General features: G+C 51.8%; 29 protein-coding genes. 26 read left to right on the top strand and 3 right to left on the bottom strand.

Going from position 1 to position 21,011, the window contains the following annotated elements; genetic code table 11:
• Positions 1-7 precede the first annotated feature (7 nt).
• Entirely contained in the window at positions 8-427 is a 420-nt protein-coding gene (locus tag MET42_RS0113665) for a secondary thiamine-phosphate synthase enzyme YjbQ (protein WP_019883661.1), read from the top strand.
• Positions 428-462: 35 nt separating this feature from the next.
• A complete protein-coding gene (gene yegQ / locus MET42_RS0113660) occupies positions 463-1,812 on the top strand; it encodes a tRNA 5-hydroxyuridine modification protein YegQ (protein WP_019883660.1) in 1,350 nt (449 codons plus the stop codon).
• Between the two features lie 75 nt (positions 1,813-1,887).
• Here the strand turns inward: yegQ and MET42_RS0113655 are convergent, their stop codons facing one another.
• Positions 1,888-2,319, bottom strand: coding sequence for a CBS domain-containing protein (locus MET42_RS0113655; RefSeq protein ID WP_019883659.1), 432 nt, complete (start codon positions 2,317-2,319; stop codon positions 1,888-1,890).
• Between the two features lie 123 nt (positions 2,320-2,442).
• Here MET42_RS0113655 and MET42_RS0113650 point away from each other — a divergent pair, with 123 nt between their 5' ends.
• The 22 genes from MET42_RS0113650 to xerD all read left to right on the top strand — a co-directional run bounded on the left by MET42_RS0113650 (position 2,443) and on the right by xerD (position 17,915).
• Positions 2,443-2,955 (top strand): MarR family winged helix-turn-helix transcriptional regulator, encoded by a 513-nt coding sequence (locus MET42_RS0113650; protein ID WP_029512456.1) that lies wholly within the window; start codon positions 2,443-2,445, stop codon positions 2,953-2,955.
• A 28-nt stretch (positions 2,956-2,983) separates the two neighbouring features.
• Positions 2,984-3,361 carry an SgcJ/EcaC family oxidoreductase gene (locus tag MET42_RS0113645; protein WP_019883657.1) on the top strand — a complete coding sequence of 126 codons (378 nt, stop codon included), beginning with the start codon at positions 2,984-2,986 and terminating at the stop codon, positions 3,359-3,361.
• Positions 3,362-3,395: 34 nt separating this feature from the next.
• Entirely contained in the window at positions 3,396-4,298 is a 903-nt protein-coding gene (locus tag MET42_RS0113640) for a DMT family transporter (protein ID WP_019883656.1), read from the top strand.
• 141 nt (positions 4,299-4,439) lie between these two features.
• A complete protein-coding gene (locus MET42_RS0113635) occupies positions 4,440-5,168 on the top strand; it encodes a YebC/PmpR family DNA-binding transcriptional regulator (RefSeq protein ID WP_019883655.1) in 729 nt (242 codons plus the stop codon).
• Positions 5,169-5,209: 41 nt separating this feature from the next.
• A complete protein-coding gene (gene ruvC, locus MET42_RS0113630) occupies positions 5,210-5,770 on the top strand; it encodes a crossover junction endodeoxyribonuclease RuvC (protein ID WP_019883654.1) in 561 nt (186 codons plus the stop codon).
• Complete coding sequence (ruvA, locus tag MET42_RS0113625; protein ID WP_019883653.1) at positions 5,767-6,342, top strand: Holliday junction branch migration protein RuvA; 576 nt, start codon at positions 5,767-5,769, stop codon at positions 6,340-6,342. The genes ruvC and ruvA overlap by 4 nt, the downstream gene beginning before the upstream one ends.
• Positions 6,343-6,478: 136 nt before the next feature.
• Positions 6,479-7,525 carry a Holliday junction branch migration DNA helicase RuvB gene (gene ruvB / locus MET42_RS0113620; protein WP_019883652.1) on the top strand — a complete coding sequence of 349 codons (1,047 nt, stop codon included), beginning with the start codon at positions 6,479-6,481 and terminating at the stop codon, positions 7,523-7,525.
• Between the two features lies 1 nt (position 7,526).
• Positions 7,527-7,922: a tol-pal system-associated acyl-CoA thioesterase gene (gene ybgC / locus MET42_RS0113615; protein ID WP_019883651.1), complete on the top strand. Its 396-nt coding sequence runs from the start codon at positions 7,527-7,529 to the stop codon at positions 7,920-7,922.
• Positions 7,919-8,593 carry a protein TolQ gene (gene tolQ, locus MET42_RS0113610; protein WP_019883648.1) on the top strand — a complete coding sequence of 225 codons (675 nt, stop codon included), beginning with the start codon at positions 7,919-7,921 and terminating at the stop codon, positions 8,591-8,593. Before ybgC ends, tolQ begins: the two co-directional genes overlap by 4 nt.
• A gap of 11 nt (positions 8,594-8,604) precedes the next feature.
• Entirely contained in the window at positions 8,605-8,997 is a 393-nt protein-coding gene (locus MET42_RS0113605; protein ID WP_019883647.1) for an ExbD/TolR family protein, read from the top strand.
• 21 nt (positions 8,998-9,018) lie between these two features.
• The gene (gene tolA, locus MET42_RS0113600) at positions 9,019-9,849 is read left to right on the top strand and encodes a cell envelope integrity protein TolA (protein ID WP_019883645.1); all 831 of its coding nucleotides are present in this window, start codon (positions 9,019-9,021) and stop codon (positions 9,847-9,849) included.
• A 58-nt stretch (positions 9,850-9,907) separates the two neighbouring features.
• Complete coding sequence (gene tolB / locus MET42_RS0113595; RefSeq protein ID WP_019883643.1) at positions 9,908-11,242, top strand: Tol-Pal system beta propeller repeat protein TolB; 1,335 nt, start codon at positions 9,908-9,910, stop codon at positions 11,240-11,242.
• A gap of 46 nt (positions 11,243-11,288) precedes the next feature.
• Entirely contained in the window at positions 11,289-11,843 is a 555-nt protein-coding gene (pal, locus tag MET42_RS0113590; RefSeq protein ID WP_019883642.1) for a peptidoglycan-associated lipoprotein Pal, read from the top strand.
• Positions 11,830-12,699 (top strand): YbgF trimerization domain-containing protein, encoded by an 870-nt coding sequence (locus tag MET42_RS0113585; protein WP_019883641.1) that lies wholly within the window; start codon positions 11,830-11,832, stop codon positions 12,697-12,699. The genes pal and MET42_RS0113585 overlap by 14 nt, the downstream gene beginning before the upstream one ends.
• Before the next feature lie 70 nt (positions 12,700-12,769).
• A complete protein-coding gene (gene queE, locus MET42_RS0113580; RefSeq protein WP_019883640.1) occupies positions 12,770-13,411 on the top strand; it encodes a 7-carboxy-7-deazaguanine synthase QueE in 642 nt (213 codons plus the stop codon).
• 2 nt (positions 13,412-13,413) lie between these two features.
• On the top strand, positions 13,414-14,115 hold the full coding sequence (queC, locus tag MET42_RS0113575; RefSeq protein WP_019883639.1) for a 7-cyano-7-deazaguanine synthase QueC: 702 nt from the start codon (positions 13,414-13,416) through the stop codon (positions 14,113-14,115).
• An 81-nt stretch (positions 14,116-14,196) separates the two neighbouring features.
• On the top strand, positions 14,197-14,658 hold the full coding sequence (gene rpsP, locus MET42_RS0113570; RefSeq protein WP_019883638.1) for a 30S ribosomal protein S16: 462 nt from the start codon (positions 14,197-14,199) through the stop codon (positions 14,656-14,658).
• 38 nt (positions 14,659-14,696) lie between these two features.
• Positions 14,697-15,233: a ribosome maturation factor RimM gene (gene rimM, locus MET42_RS0113565; RefSeq protein WP_232411625.1), complete on the top strand. Its 537-nt coding sequence runs from the start codon at positions 14,697-14,699 to the stop codon at positions 15,231-15,233.
• 17 nt (positions 15,234-15,250) lie between these two features.
• Positions 15,251-15,985 (top strand): tRNA (guanosine(37)-N1)-methyltransferase TrmD, encoded by a 735-nt coding sequence (trmD, locus tag MET42_RS0113560; RefSeq protein ID WP_198289774.1) that lies wholly within the window; start codon positions 15,251-15,253, stop codon positions 15,983-15,985.
• Between the two features lie 32 nt (positions 15,986-16,017).
• Positions 16,018-16,407 carry a 50S ribosomal protein L19 gene (gene rplS, locus MET42_RS0113555; RefSeq protein ID WP_019883633.1) on the top strand — a complete coding sequence of 130 codons (390 nt, stop codon included), beginning with the start codon at positions 16,018-16,020 and terminating at the stop codon, positions 16,405-16,407.
• A 105-nt stretch (positions 16,408-16,512) separates the two neighbouring features.
• On the top strand, positions 16,513-16,989 hold the full coding sequence (locus MET42_RS0113550) for a methylated-DNA--[protein]-cysteine S-methyltransferase (RefSeq protein WP_019883632.1): 477 nt from the start codon (positions 16,513-16,515) through the stop codon (positions 16,987-16,989).
• Positions 16,990-16,997: 8 nt separating this feature from the next.
• Entirely contained in the window at positions 16,998-17,915 is a 918-nt protein-coding gene (gene xerD / locus MET42_RS0113545) for a site-specific tyrosine recombinase XerD (RefSeq protein WP_019883631.1), read from the top strand.
• A gap of 586 nt (positions 17,916-18,501) precedes the next feature.
• Here xerD and folB read toward each other — a convergent pair.
• The gene (gene folB, locus MET42_RS0113540) at positions 18,502-18,852 is read right to left on the bottom strand and encodes a dihydroneopterin aldolase (RefSeq protein ID WP_019883630.1); all 351 of its coding nucleotides are present in this window, start codon (positions 18,850-18,852) and stop codon (positions 18,502-18,504) included.
• A gap of 113 nt (positions 18,853-18,965) precedes the next feature.
• On the opposite strand from folB, the gene plsY reads away from it, so the two are divergent.
• A complete protein-coding gene (gene plsY, locus MET42_RS0113535) occupies positions 18,966-19,577 on the top strand; it encodes a glycerol-3-phosphate 1-O-acyltransferase PlsY (protein WP_019883629.1) in 612 nt (203 codons plus the stop codon).
• A 10-nt stretch (positions 19,578-19,587) separates the two neighbouring features.
• Here the strand turns inward: plsY and tsaD are convergent, their stop codons facing one another.
• Entirely contained in the window at positions 19,588-20,610 is a 1,023-nt protein-coding gene (gene tsaD, locus MET42_RS0113530) for a tRNA (adenosine(37)-N6)-threonylcarbamoyltransferase complex transferase subunit TsaD (RefSeq protein ID WP_029512454.1), read from the bottom strand.
• Positions 20,611-20,745: 135 nt separating this feature from the next.
• Between tsaD and rpsU the strand changes: the two genes are divergently transcribed.
• Positions 20,746-20,958 carry a 30S ribosomal protein S21 gene (gene rpsU, locus MET42_RS0113525; RefSeq protein ID WP_018987466.1) on the top strand — a complete coding sequence of 71 codons (213 nt, stop codon included), beginning with the start codon at positions 20,746-20,748 and terminating at the stop codon, positions 20,956-20,958.
• Positions 20,959-21,011 lie beyond the last annotated feature (53 nt).

Below are 21,011 nucleotides of genomic sequence, written 5' to 3'. Positions count from 1 at the left end.
GGACAAAATGAAAAGTTTTCGTAAAGAGCTGTGGTTTAACATTTCAGCGCGTATGGACTTCAAGAACATCACGCAGGATGTGGTGGCGTGTGTACGTGAAAGCGGCGTGAAAGAGGGCTTGGTGTTGATTAATGCCATGCATATTTCTGCCAGTGTGTTTATCAATGACGACGAGCGTGGCCTGCATCACGATTACAAAGTATGGCTGGAAAAACTGGCGCCACATGAACCTGTGAGTGGCTACCGTCACAATGATACCGGTGAGGATAATGCCGATGCGCATATCAAGCGCCAGATCATGGGCCGTGAAGTAGTGGTAGCGATTACTGAAGGTCAGCTGGATTTTGGCCCTTGGGAACAGATTTTCTATGGCGAATTTGATGGCCGTCGTAATAAGCGTGTGCTGGTGAAAATTATCGGTGAGTAAATGCAAACACTGCGTGTTGAAATGGAAATACGGTAATGAAGTCTCCTGAGTTATTAGCCCCTGCGGGCGATCTCGATCGCATGCGTACGGCCTTTGATTATGGTGCGGATGCGGTGTATGCCGGTCAGCCGCGCTACAGCCTGCGGGTGCGTGAAAATGATTTCTCGATGCAGAATCTGGCCATTGGTATTCAAGAGGCGCATGCGCGAGGCAAAAAATTCTTTGTTGCCAGCAATATTTCGCCGCACAACGCCAAGGTCAAAACCTATATGCGCGACATGGCGCCGGTGATCGACATGCAGCCGGATGCACTGATTATGGCTGACCCAGGCTTGATCATGATGGTGCGCGAGCAATGGCCGGAGATGCCTATTCATCTATCCGTGCAGGCCAATGCGGTCAATTACGCTTCGGTCAAATTCTGGCAGCGCATGGGGCTGACGCGCGTGATTCTGTCACGTGAATTATCCCTCGATGAAATTGCCGAAATCCGCCAGGAGTGCCCAGAGATGGAGCTGGAAGTGTTTGTACACGGTGCGTTGTGTATTGCCTATTCCGGCCGTTGTTTATTGTCTGGCTATTTCAATTCGCGTGACCCTAACCAGGGTACCTGTACCAACAGTTGCCGTTGGGATTACAAAGTGCATGATGCGCAGCCGGATGCAGCAGGCGTGATCCGTTTGAAAGAGTTTGATTTTCAGGCGGAATTGGAGAAATCCAGTTTATCTTCTTGTGGCTCATTAACGCGGCATCCGGCGGCCGAGCAGGTGTACCTGATTGAGGAGAAAGGTCGTCCAGGCGAATTGCTGCCTATCATGGAAGACGAGCACGGCACCTATATCATGAACAGTAAAGACCTGCGTGCGATTGAGCATGTGGAAAAACTGATTGCGCTGGGCGTGGATTCGCTCAAGATCGAGGGCCGCACCAAGTCACGTTACTACGTGGCTCGCACCAGCCAGAATTATCGCCAGGCGATTGATGATGCCGTGGCGGGGCGCCCGTTTGACTGGCGTTTGCTGGGCGAGCTGGAAAACCTGGCTAACCGTGGTTATACCGATGGCTTTTACCAGCGCCACCATACCGCCGAGCACCAGAATTACGTACAAGGACATTCCAGCGCCAACCGAAGTTTATATGTCGGTGATATCGTGGATTACGATGTCGAGCGCGGTCTTGCCTCGATTCAGGCACGTAATAAATTTGCCGTGGGTGATAGATTGCAATTAATCCACCCCAGCGGTAATCGCGATATTGTGGTTGAGCAGTTGTTCGATAAGCGGGGTGAACCCGTACAGCAAGCCGCAGGCAGCGGCCATTTCGTGAAGTTGCCAATTGCCGCCACGGCCTTGCATAATGCAATGGTCGCCAGGTATTTGAGTTAATCAGCGAGCGACGCCATACAAAAGCAAAGGGGAGCCATGCTCCCTTTTTTTTGCTATGACATGCCAGCTAGGGCATCAGCTATGGATATAACTTTCCAGTTGCTTGATAAGCTCTTGCTGGTAACTGATGGTTTCTTTGAGGATGTCGCCAATTGACAGCATGCCCAGCATTTTTCCATTGTCGACCACAGGCAGGTGGCGGATGCGTTTTTCCAGCATGGTGCTCATGGCCGATTCCACCATCTCTGCCGGTTTGCCGGTAATCACCTTCTCGGTCATGACTTCGCTGATGGTGGTGGTTTTGGATGAGCGGCCTTTGAGGATCACTTCGCGTGCATAGTCTCGTTCAGAGAAAATGCCGACCAGTTCGCCATCCTTGATCACCGCCAGTGCACCGATCTGGTATTCCGCCAGGATGACCAATGCATCGTACACCGGTCGGTTGGGCGCAATACTGATGATGCCTTGGTGTGTTTTATGAGAGAGTACTTGTTGAAGCGTCTTCATCACTTCCTCCTTTCATAGGGCACGGATAGTTAATATACACCGATGTGGTAATTAGTAACATATTTGTTTCACTTGAATTCGCCCCTTGACATAATTAGCTGGCTAACTATAATGTGGCTAATTATGTTGCAACTTAGAGATCTCCCTACCCAAGAAGTTTTGCAGCGGTTTGCCCAACGGTACCCCGCAGCAGATGTGACGGCTATTGCCAGCTTTTTAATGCTGCTACGGGTGGCGACGGATTTGTCCGTGGCGCTGGACGCCTGCCTGAGCAAGCATGATTTGCTGCAAGGCCGTTGGTGGGTGCTGATTTTACTTATGCGTGAAGCTGACCTGACGTCTACGCCATCGGTGTTGGCGGAAAAGCTGGGTGTGACGCGTGCAACCATGACTGGTTTGCTCGACGGCCTGGAGCAGGGCGGCCTGGTACAGCGTATCTCTGTGCCTGAAGACCGGCGTAGTGTCAAAATCCAGCTCACAGCGGCAGGCCAGGCCAAACTGGATGCCGTGATGCCGGATTACTACACACGCTTACGGTTGTGCATGCGGGGCTTAAGTGAGCAGCAACGCAATGATTTGCAAGCGATTTTAGGTGTGATAGACCACGGGATGTCTGCCTGGGATTTTAATCAGTAAATTCAATTTTTAATGAAGGAGTTTCACCATGGCAACTGTTGTAGATACTTTAATCGCATTGAACCAGCAATTTGACGCCGCGTTTAACAGCAAAAATGCCCAGGCGATTGCGGCCTTGTATGCCAATGACGCGATTGTGATGCCAGCACCGGCCGGTCAGGTGGTCAAAGGTCGCCAGGCGGTGGCCGAGTTTTTCGGTGGCTTGATTGAGGCTGGCGTGATTGAACATGCGCTGACCATGAAAGAAGCGGTGGTGACTGACACGCTGGCAACACAAACCGGTAATTGGGCAGGTGCCTTGATCGGCGAAGATGGCGTCAAGCAGCAGTTTGGCGGCAATGTGCAGGTTGTTTTCCAGAAGCAAGCGGATGGCCAATGGCTGGCTGTGACGCATATCTGGAATTAATACACAGGGAACATACTTCGATGGAACAAGGCTCATGGATCAACTGATCAAACAACGTTCGCAAGCGCTGACCGCGCTGCTGGTACTCACCATCATCTGGGGCTATAACTGGGTGGTGATGAAGAGCGCGCTGCAATATGCCGGGCCGTTCCAGTTTGCGGCCATGCGTACGTTTTTTGGTGCGCTGGTGTTGTTTCTGGTGTTGTATGTGACGCGCCGCCCCATGGGCTTAACCGAGTTTCCGACCATGCTGCTGTTGGGCATTTTGCAGAATGTCGGTTTTACCGGTGTGCTTATGTGGGCGCTGGTAGAGGGCGGCGCGGGCAAAACGGCCGTGCTGACCTATACCATGCCGTTCTGGACCTTGCTGTTTGCCTGGCCGATGCTGGGTGAGCGTGTGCACGGCTGGCAATGGCTGGCCGTGATTGCTGCGGTGCTCGGCATGCTGTTTATTTTCGATCCGCTACATATCCGCGCGGATAGTTTTAGTATGTTGCTGGCCGTGTTGTCTGGCGTGTCATGGGCGTTGTCGGCCATCATGACCAAGCAGTTGCACAGGCGCCATCCAAGCTTGGACTTGATCAACCTGACGGCATGGCCGATGTTGCTGGGTTCCTTGCCCATGGTGCTGATCGCCTGGCTGGTGCCTGCGCCAGCGATTGATTGGTCGCCTTATTTGATCGGTGCCGTATTGTTTAATGTGGTGTTGTGTGGCGCGCTGGCCTGGTTATTGTGGCTGTTTGCCTTGCAGCGGTTGCCTGCTGGCGTGGCAAGTATGGCCTCCATGCTGGCGCCGGTGATAGGCGTGATTGCGGCCTGGATACAGTTGAACGAAGTGCCGGATCATCTGGAAATGATAGGGATGGCGTTGATTATCTTTTCGCTCAGCCTGATTTCGATCCTCATGATGCGACCCGGTTACGGCAAAAGCCAATAATTGAAGCCGACTTTATAAAAGGTCTGACATTGTCAGGCCTTTTTTGTTGTGTGCGACGGTCGTTTGGTGATCGGGCGGCTGTGGTAAAATCAGCGGCTTAAATTACTTCAACAACGTTGTTAAAAAATACAAGGAAGCACTATGGCTGGGCATAGTAAATGGGCCAATATTCAGCACCGTAAAGGCCGTCAGGACGCCAAACGCGGCAAAATCTTTACCAAGCTGATCAAGGAAATCACGGTTTCTGCGCGCATGGGCGGCGGCGATACTGCCATGAACCCACGTTTGCGTGCGGCGGTGGCCGCGGCTAAAGAAGAGAATATGCCTTCAGACAATATCACGCGTGCCATTAAAAAAGGTACGGGCGAACTGGAAGGCGTGAGTTATGAAGAGATTCGTTATGAAGGCTATGGCATCAATGGTGCCGCCATTATTATTGACTGCCTGACTGATAACCGCCAGCGCGCCGTCATGGACGTGCGTCACGCCTTAACCAAGCATGGTGGCAATCTGGGCACTGATGGTAGCGTGGCGTTTATGTTCAAGCACTGTGGCCAATTGGTGTTTGAGCCAGGTGTCTCCGAAGATGCGGTGATGGAAGTCGCGCTCGAAGCAGGCGCAGAAGATGTGATTGCAGATGAAGACGGCAGTATTGAAGTGGTCACTGCACCAAACGATTTTATCACCGTGAAAGAGGCGCTGGAAGCGGCCGGGCTGAAAGCAGTGATGGCGCAAGTCACAATGAAATCACTCAATGAAGTGGTTTTCACCGGTGATGATGCAGTCAAAATGCAAAAAATCCTCGATATGCTGGAAGACCTGGATGACGTGCAGGATGTGTACACTTCTGCCGTGATTGAAGAGGTTTAATTGATGCTGTTCGCCGCTGGCATTTGGTCAACAGCTTGCTAATGGCCGTGCACCGCATATTGGGCATAGACCCTGGCTTAAGAGTGACCGGCTTTGGGGTGATCGAAGCGGTGGATGGCAAGTTATCGTATGTCACCAGTGGCGTGATTAAAACGGCTTCTGCTAAAAAGAGTGCGGAGGGCGAGCCAGAAAAAGAAGCCTTGCCGGAGCGCCTTAAAGTGATCCTGGATGGTTTGTTTGAGGTGATCGCCACCTGTCAGCCGACACAAGTAGCGATTGAAAAAGTCTTTGTGAACGTCAACCCGCAATCGACCTTGTTGCTGGGACAGGCGCGTGGCGCGGCGATTTCAGCAGCAGTGATCCGGCAATTGCCGGTGGCCGAATATACGGCGTTGCAGGTGAAGCAGGCTGTGGTCGGTAATGGCCATGCACAAAAAGAGCAAGTGCAAGAGATGGTCAAACGCTTGCTCAAATTACCTGCAACCCCCAGTCCGGATTCAGCAGACGCATTAGCGTGTGCCATCTGTCATGCGCATGGTGGGCAGGGCCTGGGGGCATTGGCCACCACCGGTTTAAGAGTCAGAAATGGAAGATTAATATGATTGCGCGTTTGCAAGGCCGTTTGCTGGAAAAGTCGCCGCCCCTGATTGTGATTGATTGCAATGGCGTCGGCTATGAAGTGGAGGTGCCCATGAGCACTTTCTACAACTTGCCTGAGCTGGGCCAGCCGGTGCAAATATTGACGCATATGGTGGTGCGTGAAGATGCGCAATTACTGTATGGGTTTGGCAGCGAGCAGGAAAAAAATACCTTCAAGCAATTGCTGAAGGTGAACGGTATTGGTGCCAAGTCTGCGCTGTCTATTCTCAGTGGCGTCAGCGTCAATGATTTAATGCTGGCCGTCAGCCAGCAAGAAGTCTCATTGCTCACGCGTATTCCTGGCATCGGTAAAAAAACTGCCGAGCGTTTGCTGCTGGAGCTCAAAGACAAGTTTGTCGTGACTGGCTCTACTTCGGCGCAGCCTTCGGCTAAAGCGGCCACGGACGATATTCTCAATGCGCTGGTGGCGCTGGGTTATAACGAGCGTGAAGCCTCTGCCACCGTTAAATTGCTGGAACCAGGCATCAGTGTCAGCGATGGTATACGCCAGGCTTTGAAGTATCTGGCCAAGTGAGGCATCGCAGTCAATAGCCATGGTCTGTAATAGTCAAACGCCGCATGGTATCATGACAAAAAATAACTTCTCCAAGTGACTGGCAATGAGGGTTTTTGTTGACTAAATTTGCTTTGCACTTCATTACCGACCACCCATGATTGAAACTGATAGACTCGTCGCTCCTGCCACTGCCAGCACCCAAGAAGAGGCGCTGGAACGTGCATTGCGCCCCAAGGTGCTGGATGAGTATGTGGGGCAGGAAAAAGCGCGCGGTCAACTCGAAATTTTCATCAATGCCGCCCGTGGGCGCCAGGAAGCGCTGGATCATGTGCTGCTATTCGGCCCGCCCGGCCTCGGTAAAACCACGCTCGCCCATATTATTGCCAAAGAGATGGGCGTCAATCTACGCATGACTTCTGGCCCCGTGCTGGAGCGCGCTGGCGATTTGGCCGCGTTGCTGACCAATCTTGAACCTAACGATGTCCTGTTTATTGACGAAATCCACCGCCTAAGCCCGGTGGTTGAAGAGATTTTGTACCCAGCTATGGAAGATTACCGGCTGGATATCATGATCGGCGAAGGCCCGGCTGCGCGTAGTGTGCGCCTGGATTTGCCGCCCTTTACGCTGGTGGGTGCCACCACGCGTGCCGGTATGCTGACCAATCCTTTGCGTGATCGTTTTGGTATCGTTGCACGGCTGGAATTTTACAGTCATGACGAATTGGCCAAGATTGTCAGCCGTTCTGCCAGCTTGCTTGAAGTCGAGATGCAGCAGGCGGGCGCTTCTGAAATTGCGCGCCGCGCACGTGGCACGCCACGTATTGCCAACCGTTTGCTACGCCGCGTGCGCGATTACGCGCAGGTGAAGTCTGATGGCGTGGTGACGGATAAAGTGGCAGATGCAGCGTTGAAAATGCTGGATGTCGATCAGCAGGGACTGGACGTGATGGACCGTAAACTGTTGCAGGCTGTGGTTGAAAAATTTGGTGGAGGGCCGGTGGGACTGGATAACCTGGCGGCGGCCATTGGTGAAGAGCGCGATACGATTGAAGATGTGCTGGAACCTTATTTGATCCAGCAAGGCTATATCATGCGTACTCCGCGCGGGCGTGTCGCCACTTTGATGACTTATCAACATTTTGGCTTGAAAGCGCCTGCCAGTATGACCTCTGGCGAGCTTTGGCAAAGCGCTGGGCAATAATATGTTTGTGTGGCCGGTGCGTGTGTATTACGAAGATACCGATGCGGGTGGTGTGGTCTATCACAGCCGCTACCTGAACTTTATGGAGCGCGCACGGACAGAATGGTTGCGCGTTGCGGGTTTTGCCCAGGCTGCGTTAAAGCAACAAGAGCAGGTGCTGTTTGTGGTACACAGCATGCAACTGCAATTTAAAAAACCAGCCAGGCTGGATGACCAGTTACAGGTAGTATCACGCTTGATCGAGATGAAGCGTGGCAGTTTTAGCTGCCAGCAGCAGATCAAGTGTGGCGAAACTATTTTAATAGAGGCGCAGGTCAAGGTGGCCTGCGTGGATGCGGATTCATTTAAACCAACGGGTATTCCGGCCCGGCTCAAAATTGCACTGGAGTCTTCATGAATGTAGCGAACGATATGTCGATTTTTACCCTGGTGAGTGGGGCCAGTTTGCCAGTCCAACTGGTGATGCTGATCCTGCTGCTGACCTCACTGGTCTCCTGGTGGTATATCTTCATTAAAGTATTTTCATTGAAGGCTGCCAATGAAAATGTAGACCAGTTTGAGGCGCAGTTCTGGTCCGGTGGTGACTTGAACGAATTGTATGAGCGCATTACTGCAGGCAGAAAAACACCCCAGGGCATGGCCAGTATTTTCCAGGCCGGTCTCAAGGAGTTTATCCGCTACAAACAGCAAAAAGATACCGAAGTGAGTGACGTGATGGAAGCCACACGTCGCGCCATGCGTGCCTCGTATAACCGTGAACTGGATTACCTGGATTCGCATTTGCCATTCCTTGCGTCAGTCGGTTCCGTCAGCCCTTACATCGGCCTGTTTGGCACGGTATGGGGCATTATGAACGCGTTCCGTGGATTGTCTAATGTGGCGCAAGCCACCTTGAGCCAGGTGGCGCCAGGCATTGCTGAAGCGCTGGTGGCGACGGCGATCGGCCTGTTTGCGGCGATTCCGGCCGTGATTGCCTATAACCGCTTTGCAGCAGGGGTTGACCGTCTGTCCGTGCGCTACGAGAGCTTTATCGAAGAATTTACCAACATTTTGCAACGTAGAGCCTGATTGGAGCCACGATGAGCAGAACGCGTAAACGGCGCATGATGAACCAGATTAACGTCGTGCCTTACATCGACGTGACGCTGGTGTTACTGGTGATTTTTATGGTGACCGCCCCGATGACCAATCCTGGCATGGTGGAGCTACCCAAAGTTGGCCAGGCGCTTAAGCAAAGTGGCGACCCGATTGTGGTCACTGTACAAAAAGAGGGCACCGTCCTCATGGATGGCAAGGAAATGCAGCGCGATGATATGCTGGCATTGATCCGCCAGCGTCTGGCAGAGGCGGAAAAGCCGGTGGTCGTGTCTGCTGACAAAAACACGCCTTATGGTGAAGTGGTGTCAGTCATGGATTTATTGAAACAGGCGCAAGTGAACCAGGTTGGCTTGTTGTTTCAAAACGAAAAGTAAGCGGTTAGTGATTTAAAACAGATGAAGATCGTATTGTCGCCACAAGATCAGGTCATACGCAAACGCGCAGCCATGCTGTCTGTGCTGATGCATGTGCTGCTATTCCTGGGCATGATTTTCATGGTCGACTGGAAAGCTGTGCACGTAAGTCCGAGCGTGATGGAGGCCACATTGTGGGATAGTTTACCCAGCAAACAGCCATCCAAGCCTGCCACAAAACCGGTGGAGCCTACCCCTCCGCCACCACCGCCTGAGCCCAAGCCAGAACCCAAACCACCCGAGCCTAAGCCGCCAGAAAAAGTGGCCCCGCCGGAGCCGCAAGTCAAACAAGCGGAACAAGAAGCGGAAATTGCACTCAAAAAACGGGAAGATGAGAAAAAACGCCTCTTAGACGAAGAGAAAAAGAAAGAGCTTGAGCAGAAAAAGCAGGAAGAGAAGCTGAAGAAAATTCAGGAAGCGCTGCGTAAGCAAGAGGAAGAGGACAAGCTGAAAAAGATTCAGGACGCCATGCGTCAACAGGATATGGATGCACAGCAATCAGCGGCAGCGGGTGCGGTTGACCCTTCTGTGCTTAACTATTACATGGGGCTGATGAGCCGGAAAATTCGCAGCACTGTTAACTCTGGCTTGTGTCCAGTGACTAATCCAGAGTTGCTGGTTGACATACAAATGACCAATTCGGGTGATATATCTGGTATGCCCAAGCTGGTCAAAGGTTCTGGCGATGCGGTATGCGATGATGCGGTGATCCGTGCCATCCTGGCGGCAAAGCCGTTTGATATGCCTGATGATCCGGCCGCGCGCAAGAAAATGGTGGATCAGATACGTTTGAAGTTTAGGCCGCGTAGCTAATAGAGCAATGACGCTGAACAAGCTTTTCGTTATAATTCTTGTATATAAGCAAACTAAAATGAATAAAACTGTGACCATGCAAAACCTCAAAAATGGATTGATCCATTTTTTGTCTCATACCATCGGTGCTGGCGTACTGGTCTGGATGTTCGCGCTGCCGGCACAGGCGGCATTAGAACTCGAGATCAGTGGCGGTAGCGCGATCCAGATTCCGATCGCGATTCTGCCTATGGCTGAATCTGGTAGCGCCCAATCTGGCAGCCGCTTGCATGACATTATCAGCAACGACTTGCGCGGCAGCGGCATGTTCCGCATTATCAATACCAGCGGCATGCCTGCGTTGCCAACCAATGCTGCGCAAATTAAATACACTGACTGGACAGCATTGAAAGCGCAAGGCCTAAGCTTGGGTGAAGTGCAGCAAGCGGGCGGTAACTTAAAAGTGTCTGTGCAAGTGATGGATGTGTTGCGCCAAACCGCTTTGCTGCAACTGACTTACACCGTCTCGCCCAGCCAGTACCGCCATGTGGCGCATTTGATTGCTGACCAGATCTATGAAAAATTCACCGGCCAGCCAGGGGCATTTTCGACACGTATCGCCTATGTAACCAAGGTCGGTAAGCGTTTCACTTTGCAGATTGCAGACTACGATGGCTTTAATGCGCAAACGCTGGTGTCATCCAATGAGCCGATTATTTCACCTTCCTGGTCGCCTGATGGCAGCAAAATGGCCTATGTGTCATTTGAGAAAAAGAAACCCATCGTATTTGTGCAATCCCTGTACACTGGTGAGCGTAAAATCGTTGCCAATTTTAAAGGCAATAATAGTGCGCCAGCCTGGTCGCCCGATGGCAGCAAGCTGGCTGTCGTATTGACCTATGGCGCTAACTCACAGATTTATACCATTTCTGCCGATGGTTCCAATTTGCAGCAAGTGACTAAAAGTAGTGCGATTGATACATCGCCTGCATTCTCACCGGATGGGCAATGGATATACTTCACTTCTGATCGTGGCGGGCGCCCGCAAGTGTATAAAGTGTCCGCGTCCGGTGGCTCGGCTTCACGGGTAACCTTTGAAGGCAGTTATAATGATGGTCCGCGCTTTTCGCCAGATGGTAAATATCTGACCTATATCCGCAATGATGGCGGTGCATTCAAGGTGGCGGTGCAGGATCTGGGCAGCGGTGATGTCAAAGTGCTCAGCACTGGCTCGCAAGATGAATCACCCAGCTTTGCCCCTAATTCGCGTACCATTATGTACGCAACCCGTGTTGGCGGCAAAGGCACGCTGGCGACCGTCACTGTTGATGGTCTGGTCAGGCAGCGTTTGTCAGAAGCGGGTGGAGATATTCGTGAACCTGCATGGGGACCTGCACAAGCAGCGCCCAAGTAGTCTATCCGTGGTCAATCTATTTAGTCACTCATTTTAAGGAGAAAGTATGAACAAGACAATTTGGACAGTTGCAGCACTTGCATTGGTGTTGACTGCTTGTAAAAGCACCCCGATGAACCCGGCAAAAGTGGAAGATTCCAGCGTGACTCGCCCAATTGCCAAATCACAAAGCAACACTGGTGCTGACAGCTCTGCCAGCACAGACAAAATCAATATCAAAACCGTTGATGTTGACAGCAGCAAAGATGAGTTGAGCGCTGCTGAGTTGGCTAAACGTCAAGTGTTCTTTGATTATGACAGCGATGCGATTCGTGAAGAATACAAAGGCCTGGTAGCTAACCACGCTAAATACCTGGTTGCTCACCCGCAAACTAAAGTGGTGCTGCAAGGCAACACCGATGAGCGCGGTACACACGAGTACAACCTGGCATTGGGTCAGCGTCGTTCAGTGGCGGTTAAAAACGCGCTGAATGTATTGGGCGTGAGCGATAGCCAAATCGAAACCGTGAGCTACGGTGAAGAGCGTTCCAAGCAGAATTGTGCTGATGACGGTTGCTTCCAGCAAGACCGTCGCGTAGACATCGTCTATGCAGGTCAGTAATTTGCGACTCTCTGTTGCTTTGATTACCCTGGGTCTGACGGTGTCGACTGTCAGCCAGGCAGCCTTGTTTGACGATACCGAGGCCCGGAAGCGGATTTTCGAGCTGGAAAACAAGCAAACGACTGACCATGATGCGCAACAAAAAGCCATCACTGACCTGACGCGTACCCAGCAATCGCTGGACCGGCGTGTGCAAAGCCTGGAAGCCCTGATTAACGGTAAGGGCTTGCTGGATATGCAAAATCAGCTGGAGCAGATGAGGCAGGATGTGGCACAGCTCAAGGGGGATCTTGAGCTTGTGACGCATCAGCTGGAGGATATGCGTACCAAGCAAGGAGCTGCATACACTGATCTTGATACGCGTGTGCGCAAGCTGGAAACGTTGGCGCAGTCAGTCAGCAGTGGGCAATTGCCAGTGTCATCATCTAACGGTAATGGCGGCAGTGCAGCAGATGCGAAAGCGGATGTGTCACAGCAGGAAGCCAATGCGTTTGCTGAAGCGGAGTCTTTAAATCAGGCTGGCAAGTACAAAGAGGCGTTTAATGCTTATGATGTCTTTTTGAAAAGCCATGCAGGCAGCAAGCTGGTGCCGGATGCGCTGTATGGCATGGGCTACACCCAGTTTGCGCTCAAGAGCTACAAATCTTCTGCTGCGACGCAGCAAAAGTTTTTAGATAGTTATGCTGCGCATGCCTTGGCGCCAAATGCCATGTTGAGTTTGGCTAACAGCCAGATTCAATTAGGCCAGATTCCGGCGGCCAAAAAGACTTTGAAAGACCTGATTGCCACTTATCCGTCAGCAGAAGTGACGCCAAGTGCGCAAAAACGTTTGAAAGTACTGGAAAGTATCAAATAGCAGAATTTCGCGAGTTCGGCGATAATAGCGGGCAGATAGCAATATCTGCCCGTTTACTTTTTATATCCCCATGACCACACTCAGAATTTTCGAGATTTTCTATTCCTTGCAGGGCGAAAGCTCGCGCGTTGGCCTGCCTACTATTTTTATCCGCTTGACCGGTTGTCCACTACGTTGTGGCTATTGTGATACCGAGTATGCGTTTAAAGGTGGCAACAATATGTCGCTGGATGACATCATGCAGCAGATTGCGGCTTATGGGACGCCTTATGTCTGTGTGACGGGCGGCGAGCCATTGGCGCAAAAGCCATGCATTGAATTATTGACTCGCTTGAGTGATGCCGGTTACCAGGTGTCATTGGAGACCAGTGGTGCCATGGATATTGCGCCAGTCGATCCGCGCGTCAAAGTGATCATGGACATTAAAACGCCTGGTTCTGGTGAAGTGGACAAAAACCGTTGGGAAAACCTGGCTTTGCTCAAAGCGGAGGACGAAGTGAAATGGGTGATTTGCAGTCGCGAAGATTTTGACTGGGCCAAGCAGATGTTGCAAACCCGGCCGTTTCCAGCGCACTGTGACCAATTATTTTCCCCGAGTTTTCATGATGTCAGTGGCGAAACGCTGGCCAGCTGGATTTTGCAGGATCACCTCAAGGTGCGCATGCAATTGCAATTGCACAAAATCCTCTGGGGCGAGAAACAAGGAGTTTAAGCTTGCTTGCAACACATAAACCCAAAGCCGTGATTTTGTTATCTGGCGGGCTGGATTCCAGCACGGTGCTGGCGATTGCCAAATCACAAGGCTATGACTGTTATTGCCTGAGCCTGGATTATCACCAGCGCCATAATGTCGAGTTAGTGGCGGCGCAACGCGTGGCGTTTGCGTTAGGCGCCACCGAACATAAAACTGTGCAGCTGGATTTGTCGCTGTTTGGGGGCTCTGCGCTCACTGACAGCAATATCGCTGTGCCAGAGCAGGAAACACAAGGCATCCCTGTGACTTATGTGCCTGCGCGCAACACTATTATGTTATCGTTGGCGCTGGCCTGGGCAGAGGTATTGCAGGCACGCGATATTTTTATCGGCGTCAATGCGCTGGATTATTCAGGCTACCCGGATTGCCGGGGTGAATATGTCAAAGCCTTCCAGCAAATGGCCAACTTGGCGACCAAGGCGGCAGTAGAGGGCCAGACGATTACGGTGCATGCGCCATTAATAGAGATGACCAAAGCGGATATTATTCGCAGCGGCCATGCGCTCGGGCTGGATTACGGGTTAACCGTCTCCTGCTATCAGGCCAATCAGCAGGGCGCGGCCTGTGGGGTGTGTGATTCCTGTCGTTTCCGCAAAGCAGGGTTCGCGCAAGCCGGAGTGGCTGATCCTACACCGTATGTAGGCGCATCTTCTGGTGCGTGAAAAACACTTGCCATGCTTTGATAATATCAAGTATAATCCGCGCCTTTCTGCAAAGAAATTCAATTTTAAGAGAACAAGATTATGGTCGTTATTCGTTTATCACGTGGTGGCTCCAAAAAGAACCCGTTCTACAGCCTGGTTGTAGCAGATTCGCGCAACCGTCGTGACGGTCGTTTTATCGAGCGCGTTGGTTTCTACAATCCATCTGCACGCGCTGGCGCTGAAGGCTTGCGTATCGATGAAGCACGTACACAATACTGGGTGGACAACGGTGCACAACTGTCTGAGACCGTGGCACGTTTGGTAAAATTCCACGCTAAAGGCGCTGAAGGTATGGCTGCTGTTAAAGCGAAAGAAGTTGCCAAAGCTGAAGCTGCTAAAGAAAAAGCAATCGCTGAAGCTGCTGCCAAGTTGAAAGCTGAAGCTGACGCCGCCGCTGCAGAAGCTGCCGCTAAAGCGGAAGCCGATGCTAAAGCCAAAGCAGAGGCTGATGCAGCTGCTGCCGCAGAAGCCGCTGCTGCTGAAACACCAGCTGCTGAGTAATTGTTTTTAGCGCCTTAATTCAGATGGCGTTTGAAAACATGGTCGTAATGGGGCGCATCGTCGCCCCATATGGCGTTTATGGCTGGGTGAAAGTGGTGCCGGATACGGAGTATCTGGACGGCTTGCTGGATTATGATGCCTGGTGGGTAGGTAAAGCGCCGAATTGGCGTGAAGCAACGGTTGAACAAGCCAAGCTTCACAATGACGTGTTGCTGATCAAGCTGGCGGGAGTGGCTGATCGCGATGCAGCGTTTGCCTTGAAAGGGCAGCAAATCGCCGTACCGCGTGAGTCGCTGCCTGAGCCTGAAGAAGGTGAGTATTACTGGTCAGACTTGATTGGATTGAGTGTGACCAATGCGCAGGGTGTGGCTTTTGGCAACATTACGCAGGTGTTTGAAACTGGCGCGAATGATGTGCTCGTGGTCCGTGAAGCGCAGCCAACCAGCGTTAAAGGTAAAGATGGCAAGTTGCAGCAGGAGTACCGTGAGCGCTTGATTCCGTTTACCAGTGAAGCGGTGCCCGAGGTGGATTTGCAAGCAGGCACTGTGCTGGTAGATTGGGATGCTGATTTTTAAAGAAGGTGGCTCTCATGATGCAGATTGAAGTCATCAGTTTGTTTCCTGAGATGTTTGCGGCACTGACTGAATATGGCATTACCAGCCGTGCCAGGCAACGTGGTTTGTATCAGTTAACGCTGACCAATCCTCGCCAATATACGCAGGACGTGCACCATACGGTCGATGATAGACCTTATGGCGGTGGTCCTGGTATGGTGATGCTGGCTGAGCCGCTAACTGCTGCGATTGGTGATGCCAAAGCGCGGTTGCAGGCACAAGGATTGTCACCCAGGGTGATCCATTTGTCACCACGCGGTAAACCGCTGACGCACGAAAAAGTGTTGCAGCTAAAAGAATGTCAGGGGCTGGTGTTGTTAGCCAGTCGCTATGAAGGCGTAGACCAGCGTGTGCTGGATACACTGGTGGATGAAGAAGTCTCCATTGGTGACTATGTATTAAGTGGTGGTGAGTTACCCGCCATGGTGCTGCTGGATGCGATCATCCGGCAATTGCCAGGCGCGTTGGGTGATGCTGATTCAGCACAGGAAGATTCGTTTGTGAATGGCCTGCTGGATTATCCGCATTACACGCGCCCGGAAGAATTTGCAGGATTGAAGGTGCCCGAAGTATTACTTTCCGGGCATCATGAAAAGATTAGACAATGGCGATTACAGCAATCGCTACTGCTAACAAGGGCGAAACGCCCGGATTTATTGGCCGAAAGGCCGTTGACGAAAGAAGAGGCTAGGCTACTCAAGGATGTAGAGTAGGAACGAGCTCTTTACAATTAAAAGGAACCAATATGGCAGACATTATCAAAATGTTAGAGCAAGAAGAAATTGCTCGTTTGAACAAAACCATCCCTAGCTTTGCGCCAGGCGACACAGTGATCGTTGGTGTAAACGTGGTTGAAGGTACACGTAAACGTGTGCAGGCTTACGAAGGCGTTGTGATCGCCAAGCGTAACAGAGGTCTGAACTCCTCATTCATCGTGCGTAAAATCTCTTCAGGTGAAGGTGTTGAGCGTACATTCCAGACTTACTCTCCACAAATCGCTTCTATCGAAGTGAAACGCCGTGGTGATGTTCGCCGCGCTAAACTGTACTACTTGCGTGAGCGTTCAGGTAAATCTGCACGTATTAAAGAGAAATTGGTTGCGCGCGAGAAAGACATCGCTGCAAACAACGGTTAATTTAAACGTTGCACCAAAAAGCCCGGATTTCGATCTGGGCTTTTTTATTACCTGCTGCCGCTGCGCTTGGTTGCAGCCTAGGCAAGATTGCAGTTTAATAGCGTGATGAAGAGTCTTTATGATGAACTTGATGCCTTAGTCCCGGCGCCATTCGGCTTCGTCGGCGTACGCTGTGATGAGGCAGGAGAAACCTTGCAGTTTTTGCTGCATGCCTTACCGGTCAAGGCCCGGCCAAATCTGCGTGCACAAGCGGTGGCTGACCAAGTGGCGGCTTATCTAGACAATCCAAACCATGCTTGGCAACAGATTGCCAGCAATCTTGGTACCCCATTTCAGCAAGGCGTATGGCAAGCCATGCGTGAAATTCCCGTCGGTGAAACGCGCACTTATGGCCAGTTAGCCGCTGCGGTAAAGTCTGGTCCGCGCGCAGTTGCGAATGCCTGTGGCGCCAACCCTTTGCCTTTGTTTAATCCTTGTCACCGCATCGTGGCTAGCAATGGCCTGGGTGGCTTTATGCAAGGCATAGATGGCGGCTTGGAGATCAAGCGCTGGTTGTTGGCGCATGAGCAGCGACACAAATAAGCGATCACATGCGGCAAAAAAAGAATGCTGTGGCAGTCACAGCGCATTTTCCTGAAATTGATGTTTTTATCGACCAGCTATGGCTGGAAGATGGCTTGTCAGCCAACACCCTATCAAGCTATCGCAATGATTTAAAGGGCTTTGCCGAGTGGTGTGGCAAGCAATCGCTAATGCTGTGGAGCGTTCAATCACACCATGTGCAGGAATACCTCGCCCATCGTTTTCCGTTAGTCAAAGTGCGCAGTATCAATCGTTTGATTGCAACCCTGCGCCGGTTTTACCGCTATGCCTTACTGGCTAACCTGATCAAGCAAGATCCGACGCTGCATATCGAAGCGCCAAAAATGCCAAAATCACTGCCCAAGACCTTGAGTGAGTCGCAGGTGGAAGATTTGCTGCATGCGCCGGATGTGAATACACCGTTGGGTCTGCGCGATCGCGCTATGCTGGAATTATTATATGCCAGTGGTTTGCGCGTCTCCGAGTTGGTCAATGTGAGTATTGCCGAAGTCAGTACGCAAGACGGGGTAGTGCGGGTGACGGGCAAGGGCAGTAAGACGCGCTTGGTACCTATGGGGCAAGAAGCGGCAGAATGGATAGACCGCTACCTGGTGATCGCGCGGCCTGAGATATTAAAAGGCAGCCTGAGTGATGCGGTATTCGTCACCACACGCGGCGCGGCCATGACGCGGCATGCATTCTGGCACATTATTCAGCGGTATGCAGTGCAAGCAGGCATCTCTCAACATATCAGCCCGCATGTGTTGCGCCATGCGTTTGCTACGCATTTGCTCAATCATGGCGCGGATTTGCGTGTAGTGCAGATGTTGCTGGGGCATGCGGATATTTCGACCACGCAGATTTATACGCATGTGGCTAGGGAGAGATTGCAGCAGCTGCATAAGGTGCATCATCCTAGGGGGTAGTTTTGTGTGCTTGTGATCAGTTGCTTTTCGCCTTTTCGGCGACCATTCTTTCTTATGCTTGTCCATAAGAAAGAAGGCAAAGAACAAGACACCCCAGCTTCCGCTTTTATCCTGTGCTACTCGAATTGCCGGGCGTCCATCGAAACTCGCCCTGACAAGCCACATAAAACGTGGCTTGTTGCGGAACTCGGACAGCCGATGGCCGAAGACTCCCGCCAACCCTGCGTTGCTCGGCGCGGCAGATGGGGACCCCGAGCACCCGCGAGCGCCATCGTTTAGCAGGGTTAACAAAAGAGTCTGGTTTTTGAACCATCCGCATTTATGCGATGTGAGTTTGGCGAGATAAATCCCATCCCATCACGCTGAGTAGCGGAGACAAAATAAGAGTAGAGGGAGCGACTGTCTGAATCCAGCGGTGGGCTGCGTAGTGTGCAGCCCGCTAGGATGAGTTTCGTGACCGTCTTATTTTGTTGAGCAACGCAAGGGAGCCTTTAGGCCGTGATGGCTGGGTGCCCTCCTCTTTGGTTACTTTCTGAGGGGCAAGCATCAGAAAGTGACTCGCCTAAAGGCGAAAGGGGCTTTGAATTTATGCTGCACGGTAAATTTGAATCCCTAAAGCCTTCAACCCCGGCAATATCCCCGGTTTACTCACTTTTAACTTCACATTCTGCGCTTTAAATTCCTGCAGAATCAGCTGGCACACATGCTCACCCAGGGCTTCAACCAGTTTAAAGCTGTGTTCTGCTAATGTTTCCCGAATGCGGGCAGCCACTTGCCCATAATCAATCGTGTCTTCAATCGCATCGGTCTGGCAGGCTTTGCTAAAGTCATAGCCGATTTCGATATCCAGAATGACAGTCTGCGCGACCGCGCGCTCCCACTCGGGAACGCCGAGTTTGGTTTGCACTTTGACTTGTTCGAGAAAGATAATATCCATTGAGGTGCACCCTTGTTGTTATTTCCGCGCAGGCCGGAATCCAGTATGATTCGGCATCATACAACATCGTGCAGTGGCTGGCATAAGCGGCTGCATTTCACTGGAATTTACGCATGAACGAAATTGGGTTTGATATTGAGGCGCTGGTGTGGGTTGTGGCAGCTTATCTGATTGGGTCGATCGCCTTTGGCATTATCATCAGCAAGCTATATCGCCTGCCTGATCCGCGCACGGTGGGCAGTGGCAATATAGGCGCGACCAATGTGGCGCGTAGCGGTAAGAAATCCGCTGCGATTCTGACTTTACTGGGTGATGCTTTTAAGGGCTGGTTGCCGACCTGGCTGGCATTGCAAGCCGGGATGTTAATGGATGTGGTCGCGTTGGTGGGTCTGGCGGTATTTATTGGGCATTTGTACCCGATTTACCATAAGTTCAAAGGCGGCAAAGGCGTGGCGACAGCGTTGGGCGTGATGATTGCGTTTTCCGGCTGGTTGGCGTTAAGTGTGGTGGCGGTCTGGCTAGTTGTGTTTTTAATCAGCCGAATTTCTTCATTGTCTGCCCTGGTCGCTGCAATATTGGCCCCCGTGATTGCCTGGCAGTTCTTGTCACCTTATCCGGTGTATGTGGCGGTGGTTGTCGTGATGACGGCGTTTTTGATTATTCGCCATCAGGGCAATATTGAGAAGTTGCTGGCAGGCACTGAAAGCCGCTTCGGCAAAAAATAGCCAACCATATTTAGGCGGGGGCTTTGAGCTCCGATAAATCCCAGCGTGGGCGGATGCTGAAGCTGTAATCTTGTTTCACTGCTTGCATGGCGTGTAAACGCATGGCACCGGCAAACGCAATCATGGCACCATTATCGGTGCAGAACTCCAGCCGTGGGTAACTGACGCTGATGCCGTGCTTGCTGGCGGCTTCGTTAAGTCTGATGCGCAGGCGCTTGTTGGCACCCACGCCGCCCGAGACCACCAGCCGTTTCAGCTTGGTTTGCTTGAGTGCTTTGAGGCACTTGTGCACCAGAATCTCGGTGACGGACTCCTGAAACTCCCAGGCAATATCTTTGACGGTGTCATCATCCAGTTGTGGCTGGTTGTTGACTAGCGTGAGCACCGCTGTTTTGAGGCCGCTAAAGCTGAAGTTCAAATCCGGGCTGTTGAGCATGGGGCGCGGTAGTTGAAAATGCGGTTTGCCCTGGTCGGCTAGTTTGGAGACGGCCGGTCCGCCGGGATAACCTAACCCAAGTAATTTAGCGGTTTTGTCGAATGCTTCGCCAGCGGCGTCATCCAGCGTATCACCTAAGAGCTCATATTGGCCGATACCGTCTACGCGCATCAGTTGGCTGTGGCCGCCTGAAACCAGCAAGGCAACAAATGGGAAGGCTGGCGGATTTTCTTCCAGCATGGGCGCCAGCAAATGGCCCTCCAGGTGGTGCACGCCGATGGTGGGTACATTGAGCGCCATGGCCAGTGATTGCGCAATGCTTGTGCCTACCAGCAAGGCACCAGCCAGGCCAGGGCCTTGTGTGTAAGCGATGCCTTCTATGTCTTGCAGGGTTTTATCGGCTTGTGCCAGGACTTGTTGGGTCAGTGGCAATGCGCGGCGTATATGATCGCGTGAAGCGAGTTCCGGCACCACACCACCATAAGCGGCATGCATGTCTACTTGTGAGTGCAGGGCGTGCGCCAACAGCCCGCGGCGCGTGTCGTACAACGCTACCCCGGTTTCATCACAAGAAGATTCAATGCCCAATACCAACATACGTGCTTTCTCGCAGACAATATTTTGCGGAAATGATTGATAAATCCAAATAAGCGCGATAGAATACGCGGTTTTCAGTGCTGCATCAATCCGCATGCACGATTTGCCAACCATTTTTGAAGGATAGGGATTTACATGACCGCTATTCGTGTGAAAGAGAACGAACCGTTTGACGTTGCAATGCGCCGCTTCAAGCGTTTGATTGAAAAAACCGGTTTGTTGAACGACTTGCGTGCACGCGAGTTCTACGAGAAGCCAACTTGGGAACGTAAACGTAAAGCCGCTGCTGCGGTTAAACGTCAGTACCGTCGTCTGCGCAACCAACAGTTGCCGACAAAACTCTACTAATTTTTAGTGGATGTGAACGGTTAGCCGCTTTCAGGTTAACCGATGATGCGAAG

Origin of the sequence: Methylophilus sp. 42 (assembly GCF_000384155.1) — a bacterium.
GTDB lineage: Bacteria > Pseudomonadota > Gammaproteobacteria > Burkholderiales > Methylophilaceae > Methylophilus.
The sequence above is the reverse complement of the archived record's forward strand: the minus strand, read 5'-3'. Positions and strand labels throughout refer to the sequence as shown.